The sequence below is a fragment of the Gammaproteobacteria bacterium genome, from assembly GCA_013214945.1.
Classification (GTDB): Bacteria; Pseudomonadota; Gammaproteobacteria; order Enterobacterales; family Psychrobiaceae; genus Psychrobium.
This window is the reverse complement of the sequence record JABSRT010000029.1, coordinates 44,560-52,132: the sequence shown is the minus strand read 5'-3', so window position 1 is coordinate 52,132 and position 7,573 is coordinate 44,560. Positions and strand designations below refer to the sequence as shown.

The 7,573-nt window shown below is 43.1% G+C and carries 7 protein-coding genes and 1 tRNA gene; 1 reads left to right on the top strand and 7 read right to left on the bottom strand.

What is annotated here, in order from left to right:
* Positions 1–48 precede the first annotated feature (48 nt).
* From HRU23_18070 to HRU23_18055, 4 genes are all read right to left on the bottom strand, one after another.
* A complete protein-coding gene (locus tag HRU23_18070) occupies positions 49–240 on the bottom strand; it encodes an AlpA family phage regulatory protein (GenBank protein ID NRA56049.1) in 192 nt (63 codons plus the stop codon).
* A 262-nt stretch (positions 241–502) separates the two neighbouring features.
* Positions 503–1,753: a tyrosine-type recombinase/integrase gene (locus HRU23_18065; protein NRA56048.1), complete on the bottom strand. Its 1,251-nt coding sequence runs from the start codon at positions 1,751–1,753 to the stop codon at positions 503–505.
* 178 nt (positions 1,754–1,931) lie between these two features.
* Positions 1,932–2,008: transfer RNA gene (locus HRU23_18060), tRNA-Ile, on the bottom strand.
* 170 nt (positions 2,009–2,178) lie between these two features.
* The gene (locus HRU23_18055) at positions 2,179–2,598 is read right to left on the bottom strand and encodes a VOC family protein (GenBank protein NRA56047.1); all 420 of its coding nucleotides are present in this window, start codon (positions 2,596–2,598) and stop codon (positions 2,179–2,181) included.
* A gap of 114 nt (positions 2,599–2,712) precedes the next feature.
* Between HRU23_18055 and soxR the strand changes: the two genes are divergently transcribed.
* Complete coding sequence (gene soxR / locus HRU23_18050) at positions 2,713–3,168, top strand: redox-sensitive transcriptional activator SoxR (protein ID NRA56046.1); 456 nt, start codon at positions 2,713–2,715, stop codon at positions 3,166–3,168.
* 57 nt (positions 3,169–3,225) lie between these two features.
* On the opposite strand, the gene rpoD is transcribed toward soxR, so the two are convergent.
* The 3 genes from rpoD to HRU23_18035 form a co-directional block, all read right to left on the bottom strand.
* Positions 3,226–5,073 carry an RNA polymerase sigma factor RpoD gene (rpoD, locus tag HRU23_18045; protein NRA56045.1) on the bottom strand — a complete coding sequence of 616 codons (1,848 nt, stop codon included), beginning with the start codon at positions 5,071–5,073 and terminating at the stop codon, positions 3,226–3,228.
* A gap of 94 nt (positions 5,074–5,167) precedes the next feature.
* On the bottom strand, positions 5,168–6,928 hold the full coding sequence (gene dnaG / locus HRU23_18040; protein NRA56044.1) for a DNA primase: 1,761 nt from the start codon (positions 6,926–6,928) through the stop codon (positions 5,168–5,170).
* Positions 6,929–7,124: 196 nt separating this feature from the next.
* Positions 7,125–7,571: a GatB/YqeY domain-containing protein gene (locus HRU23_18035; protein ID NRA56043.1), complete on the bottom strand. Its 447-nt coding sequence runs from the start codon at positions 7,569–7,571 to the stop codon at positions 7,125–7,127.
* Positions 7,572–7,573 lie beyond the last annotated feature (2 nt).

Sequence of the window (7,573 nt, the reverse complement as noted above, 5' to 3'; positions counted from 1 at the left end):
GAGGTCGGGCAATGCATTGAATGATTAGGTGTTCACGATGAACCGGAATCAGTGTTCACGTTCGCCGGAATACGCAAGCGCGTCAGATATCAGCCCCACTTCGTTCGCAGGCCAGCCAACAGCTCTAGCACCTAAGCTAATTGGCTTTGGTAGTAAGCCGTCAGAAATACGCTTGTATATCGTTGATTTAGATAAGCCGTAACAATCCATAAACTCAGGTAAGCGAATTATTTTTTTCATGTATTTCTCCAATAATTAATATATGGCAATTCAAAATGGTGAAATTTAGGCACAAAAAAACCAGCTCGAAGGCTGGTTAATGATTAGTGCTAATTTTTTATTAAAAAACTCACTTAGGATTAAGCGAATTTTAGGCATAAAAAAATCCGCTTCAAATAAATGAGCGGATTTCTTCAACATGGGAAATGTACCACTATTATTGGGGGGTTTCAATATCTTAAAATACCCTAATCCAAGGCATGCTGCTGTAACGGACTACTAATCAGCTGTTTATCACTTTAAATTGTGTGATGTTACTTATGGGCTTCATTGGTTGTCCTGTTGCTGCTTGCTCTATACGCTCAGACCACCAAAGCATCATTACACGCCTGCGTTCTATATATTCGGCGCGATTATAGGCGCGTCTCACTTCATTTTTATCTATGTGAGACAAAGCTGCTTCAACTACATCAGGATCAAAGCCCTGCTCGTTTAGAGTGGTGCTGGCTAACGCTCTCATGCCATGAGCCACTAACCTATCTTTAAATCCCATTCTTTTTAGCGCCATATTTACGCCGCTTTCGCTAGCATGAGTTTTTGGGTTCCTATGACCAGCGAAAACATATTCTCGTTGGCCATTCATTGCCTTTAATATTTCAAGTAAAGCAATTGCCTGTGGTGTTAATGGGATAGTATGCGCCTTTCCCATCTTCATTCGTTCAGCTGGGATTACCCATACTTCTTTATCTAAGTCTATATCGACCCACCTAGCTGTTACGGCCTCAGTAGGTCTAGTCATTGTGTGTAGCTGCCAAGCGACCAAACACCTTGTAGTTCTCATTAAGTTGGCATTGCCCAAAGCTGTCATTAGCTCGGGTAGTTCTTCTGGCTTTATCGTAGGCATGTTTTGTTTTTTGGGCGCAGGAAATGTTTTCGTTATGTCAGTTAAATAATTTACTTCAATCAAACCTAACGCTACAGCTAGCCGCATGACTTCGTTTATATTTCGGCAAAGGCGTTTGACGGTTTCTAAACTACCTTTAGCGGCAATAGGGTTTAAAATAGTTAATACGGTTTTAGGCTTGATTTGATTGATCGGTACATTAGCTAATTCGGGCAATACATGCTTACTCAAAGTCGCCCATGCCTTTTCTGCTGTCTCTAGCTTTACTTGTTCCCGTTTTAATAACAGCCACTTGTTAGCAATTACACCAAAAGTATTGCTTAAAGCTTCTTTCTTTTGTGCGCTAAGTTCTTGCTTGTGTGTTTGGGGGTCAATATCTAGGGCGACTAATTCGCGAGCCTCTTTTGTTTTTTCTCTGGCTTTAGCCAAAGTAACATCAGGGTAGCGGCCTAAACTTAGATTGGCTCGTTTCTTTGTGTAAGGGCGGTAATAGTTGAATAGCCATAGCTTAGAGCCATTTGATTTAACTCTTAATTGTAAGCCGTTACCATCAGAAAGAGGATAATCTTTGTCTCTCGGCTTAGCCTGCTTTATTTCCGTGTTAGTTAGCGGTTTGGTGGTTCTAGCCATAGTAACATCCTTTTTTAGTAACACTGAGTTTAGTAACATCGCGCTGGTGTTACTATGAATGTTACTAAAACACTCGGATTATACAAGGTATTAATAAACGCTATAGGACGCTAATTATATTAAACACTATGATTTTAAAGAGTTGTAAGGCTTTTTGGGACTTGCTTGGAAGTATAAGTGGTGGCCCCTCCCTGACTCGAACAGGGGACCTGACGATTATGAGTCGTATGCTCTAACCAACTGAGCTAAGGGGCCATTAGATGCTAAACAGAGATGTTTAAGCGGCGATAAGTATAAGCATTTTTTTTGGCTGCGTCACCTACTTGCGAGATAATTTGTGTTAATCGCTTAATTATTCCGCAAAAGCTTGTTTTTTATCGGCTTAAAGACTTAATTACCTGCCTTGAGTGCACCTTTATTCATTTTTACGTCGTTAGATTGCGTTCAGCTGGGATGTCTGAAAAGTATTGGACTAACTCAACCTCGTAGCCATTAGGATCGATAAAATATATGTTTTGGCGGTGGGCCTCTACGTTTAACTCGGTGCGTGGTGCAAAGCCAGCGTTGATTAAACGGGTTACCGTCGCGGCTAAATTGTTGGTGCTCAGCGCAAAGTGAGTCAAGCCGAGTGTGTTGCCTTGCAGCACTCTGTTTTCGCCAGTGCCACTGTCATTAAAGGTTAAAAACTGATAATCGTCGCCAAAGTGAACCCAGTTTCGTAGGGTGCCATGCCAGTCGGATCGGCCTTTGGTGCGAACACGCCAGTGCGGCGCTAAGGCTTGGTAGAAGGCGAGAGTGGCATCGATGTCTTTTACTACTAGGTTTAAATGTTCAATAGTTAGCATGGCTAGCTCCTTACGTTGAAAGTTGATTAACTGTTGCCACCTTAAAACCTAAGGTTAACTTGAGGTAAAGCGTTTTTTTAATTAAGATAAAAAATCACTTTTGTAGGAGTTACCATGCCACATTCACCATTAAGTGTTGGTCAAGTCGCTAAGCGCTGCGGCGTTAAGGTGTCGACCTTGCATTTTTATGAACAAAAAGAGCTTATTCATAGCGTAAGAAACGACGGTAATCAGCGCCGTTATAAACCTGAAACGTTGCGGCGTGTTTCGGTGATTAAAGCGGCGCAACGGCTCGGCATTACCCTCGATGAAATTAAGCAGGCATTGGCTGGGTTACCGGACAATAGAACGCCAAATCAAGCCGATTGGGCTGGGTTATCAACCCAATGGCATCAATTGCTTAATGACCGCATACGCCGGTTAGAAAATTTGCGTGATAGCCTTTCAAATTGTATCGGTTGTGGGTGTTTATCATTTACCAAGTGTCCCTTATATAATAAGGATGACTACTTGGGTGATGGTGGTAATAGTGGCGCTGTATTGCTTGAGCGTAAAAACAATCAGGCATAAAAAAGCCGCTACCCTGATTAAAGGTAACGGCTTAGCTTAGGCTCTAGCGCGAGTGAATTACTCGTCTAAGAAGCTCTTAAGCTGTTCTGAGCGAGAAGGATGACGTAGTTTACGCAGTGCCTTCGCTTCGATTTGACGAATACGCTCACGCGTTACGTCAAACTGCTTGCCCACTTCTTCTAACGTGTGATCGGTATTCATGTCGATACCAAAACGCATTCTCAGTACTTTCGCTTCACGGGCTGTTAAGCCTGCAAGTACGTCGTTAGTTGCCAGTTTAAGGCCTTCAGAAGTTGCTGACTGTAGCGGTAGCTCCAGCGTGGTATCTTCAATGAAGTCACCAAGGTGCGAATCGTCATCATCACCGATTGGTGTTTCCATTGAGATTGGCTCTTTAGCAATCTTAAGTACCTTACGGATCTTGTCTTCAGGCATTTGCATGCGTTCGGCAAGTTCTTCTGGTTGTGGCTCGCGACCCATTTCTTGTAGCATTTGACGTGAAACACGGTTTAGCTTGTTAATGGTTTCAATCATGTGCACCGGAATACGGATGGTTCGTGCCTGATCGGCAATCGAGCGAGTGATCGCCTGACGGATCCACCAAGTCGCATAAGTTGAGAACTTGTAACCACGACGGTATTCAAATTTATCAACCGCTTTCATCAAGCCGATATTACCTTCTTGGATTAGATCCAAGAACTGTAAACCACGGTTGGTGTATTTTTTAGCAATCGAGATAACCAGACGTAAGTTAGCTTCAACCATTTCTTTCTTAGCGCGACGTGCTTTAGCTTCGCCAATCGACATGCGGCGGTTGATGTCTTTAATAGAGCTGATGGTTAAATCAGTTTCAACTTCAATCGCTTTAAGCTTTTTAATTGCGCGGACGATATCAACTTTGTTATCTTCTAACGCTGCTACATAAGGTTCGCCAGATTTTAACGCGTCAGTAAACCAGGTTGGATCAGATTCGTTACCAGGGAATACCTTGGTAAAATCACGTTTTGGCATTTTAGAACGCGTACAAGCAAACTTTAAGATAAGACGTTCTTGAACACGAATACGGTCCATTACGTCGCGCATGTTTTTAACCATGCGATCAAATTGCTTAGGCACTAGGCGGAATTGACGGAATACTTCACCAAGATCTTTGGTTGCAGCTTTAGTGTCAGCGTGATCACGACCTTTAGTGCTTGCAAGATCTTTAACCTTGTCGAAAGCTACTCGAAGCTCGCCGAATTTCTCGCGTGCTTCTTCTGGATCTGGACCGTGATCGATTTCTTCTTCGTCTTCATCATCGTCAGTGTTATTTTTAGGGTCATTACTATTTTTAGTTTGCTGCTCATCAGTTAACGCCGAACCAATATGCGAGCCAGCATTAGCCATGAACTCTTCTTCATTAGGATCAATGAATTTTGTGATGATGTCACTTAAACGAATTTCTTCAGCTTCAAAACGATCGTATTGATCGAGTAACGAGCTAATGGCTGCCGGATAATCTGAAACAGCAACCTGAACTTGTTTAATGCCTTCTTCAATCCGCTTAGCGATAACAATTTCGCCTTCGCGGGTTAGCAGCTCAACGGTACCCATTTCACGCATGTACATGCGGACTGGGTCAGTGGTGCGGCCAATTTCGCTTTCTACTGTTGCAAGTACCTGTGCTGCAGCTTCGGCTGCGTCTTCATCGGTGCTATTTTCAGACATCATTAGGGTATCTTGGTCAGGTGCTGACTCAAATACTTGGATACCCATATCATTGAGCATCTGGATGATGTCTTCGATTTGGTCAGAATCGACCATATCCGAAGGTAAGTGGTCATTAACCTCTGCATAGGTTAAGTAGCCTTGTTCTTTACCTTTGGCGACTAAAAGTTTCAAACGAGACTGAGAGTTTTGCTCCATAGATCTTACCCACTGTAATGACGACAAAAATAACAACTAATAAAAGTTGCAAAGGATGGATTATAACGTGTTTGCTTGCAAGCGGCTAGTTATGTTATAGCTCATTTTGGATTAATTGCGCATATTCTTGACGCTCCTCACTCGTTAAATGAGCGACACGTGACTTATGAGCAAGTTGTTCCAACCGTAATTCTAAATGCTTATTTATAATTTGAATAATGGTATCGACAAACTGTTGTTCAAGATTGTCACTTTCAACATCGTGCTGCCAGGCCGCGAGCTTGAGCAACGAAGGGTACTCTGGTTCGCCGCGCCAGCGTTCAAGCAGTTGGGCCGAGGTAATCGTTGGTTGCTGCCTGACTTGATTAATCAATGTTTGCAGCAAGCCAGTGCCTTTAATTTTTATTTGGCCAAGTTGCGGGATATTACTGATTGATTGCACCAGTTCAGGGTGCTGAACCAATAAGCCGATAGCTTGGCGCACAATGGAACCGCGGTGAGCCTTTTTTCGTTGGGCCTTACTTTGCGCCGGTTTTTCTGTTTCGACAAAGCGATTGAGCGCGTCAGATTCTATGCCAAGGTACTTGGCCAGTCTTTCTTTCATCATTTGTTGAAAGACGCCATCGGCAATGCTGTTAACCATTGGCAGCGCTAATTGCGCTAATTTGGAGCGACCATCTTCCGAGTCCATTTCCACTTGAGCTAGCAAGTTATCAAACAGATATTGCGACAAAGGAATTGCTTCGTTGACCAAATCGACAAATTTGTCTTGACCGAGCGCGCGCACCATTGAGTCTGGATCTTCACCATCGGGTAAAAACATAAACTTAATTTGGCGGCCATCTTGCAATTGCGGTAGCGCATTTTGCAAGGTGCGCCAGGCTGCGTCACGACCTGCTCGGTCACCGTCGTAACAGCAAATTATTTCACCAGCGTTACGGAACATCAGCTGAATTTGGTCGGTAGTGGTTGAGGTGCCTAATGAAGCAACAGCCCAGCTAATGCCGTTTTGTGCCAGTGCCACCACGTCCATATACCCTTCAACCACCAATAAACGCTTAAGGTCACGGTTGGCTTGTTTGGCTTCAAAAAAACCATAAAGCTCAGAGCCTTTATGAAAGATTGGCGTTTCAGGTGAGTTTAAATATTTAGGGGTTGCATCATCAAGCACACGGCCACCAAAACCAATGACTCGGCCGCGGCGATCACGGATTGGGAACATCACCCGATTACGAAAACGATCGTAGGTGCGACCTTTTTCATTTTTGATTAAGACACCGGTTTCAAGCAGTTGATTTTCACGCTCGGTACCGCGACCAAATTTATCTTTAACTTCTTGCCAATCATCGGGGGCGTAACCAATGCTAAATCGTTTGGCAATTTCACCACTTAAACCGCGCATTTTCAGGTATTCAATCACCTGAGCGCTATTTTTATTACTTTGTAACTGCTGACAGAAGTAAGTGGTTACTTGTTCCATTAACTCGTAATAATCGAGTTTCTTTTGCTTGTCGATTGAGTATTGCTGGGCTGACTTTTTTTCAGTGCCTGAGTCTTCTCGCGGCACCTCAAGATTGTACATGCCCGCCAGTTCGTCGATAGCATCGGGAAAATCAAGGCGGTCGTATTCCATGATGAATGAAATAATGTTGCCGCTGGCACCACAACCAAAGCAGTGATAAAACTGTTTGTCTTGGCTGACATGAAACGAGGGGCTTTTTTCGCCGTGAAATGGGCAGCAAGCAACGTAACTTTTACCGGCTTTTTTAAGTTTAACTCGGCCATCTATTAGATCCACAATATCGGTACGGGAAATTAGATCATCAATAAAATGTTGAGGGATTAGGCCAGCCATACTTGTTCCGCAGTTATTATGCTTGAAAAATAGTCGTCAATCGCTGTTGTGCGACAGCTTAGGGCGATGATGATATGAATAGGATATCATATCAATAGAATTAATTTTTGACTCAGAAACAAATAAGCCGTGCTAGGCACGGCTTATTTATTTTATGACGCTAGCACATTACACATGCACTAAACGCATATACTTATTAGGCAGAAAAGGCTGCTTTAATTAAGCCACTTATCTTGCCTAAATCAGCACGACCTTGAACCTGAGGTTTGAGTAAAGCCATAACCTTACCCATCTCTTGCATTGAAGTTGCACCTGTTTGTTCAATTGCACTTTTAATCAGACTATCGACTTCATCGCTAGTCAGTGGTTGCGGTAAAAAATCCTCAATCACTGTGATTTCATACAATTCAATGTCAGCCAAATCTTGACGATTTGCGTCTTCATACTGTTTTGCTGCATCGCGGCGCTGCTTTACCATTTTAACTAAAATGTTTAACACATCTTGGTCAGTTAGGGTAATACGCTCATCGATTTCTCGTTGTTTAACGGCAGCAATAGCCATTCTGATCGTCTTTAAGCGCTCTTTATCTTTAGCGCGCATAGCGACTTTCATCTGGTCTCTTAGTTGCTCTTGTAGGTTCATAT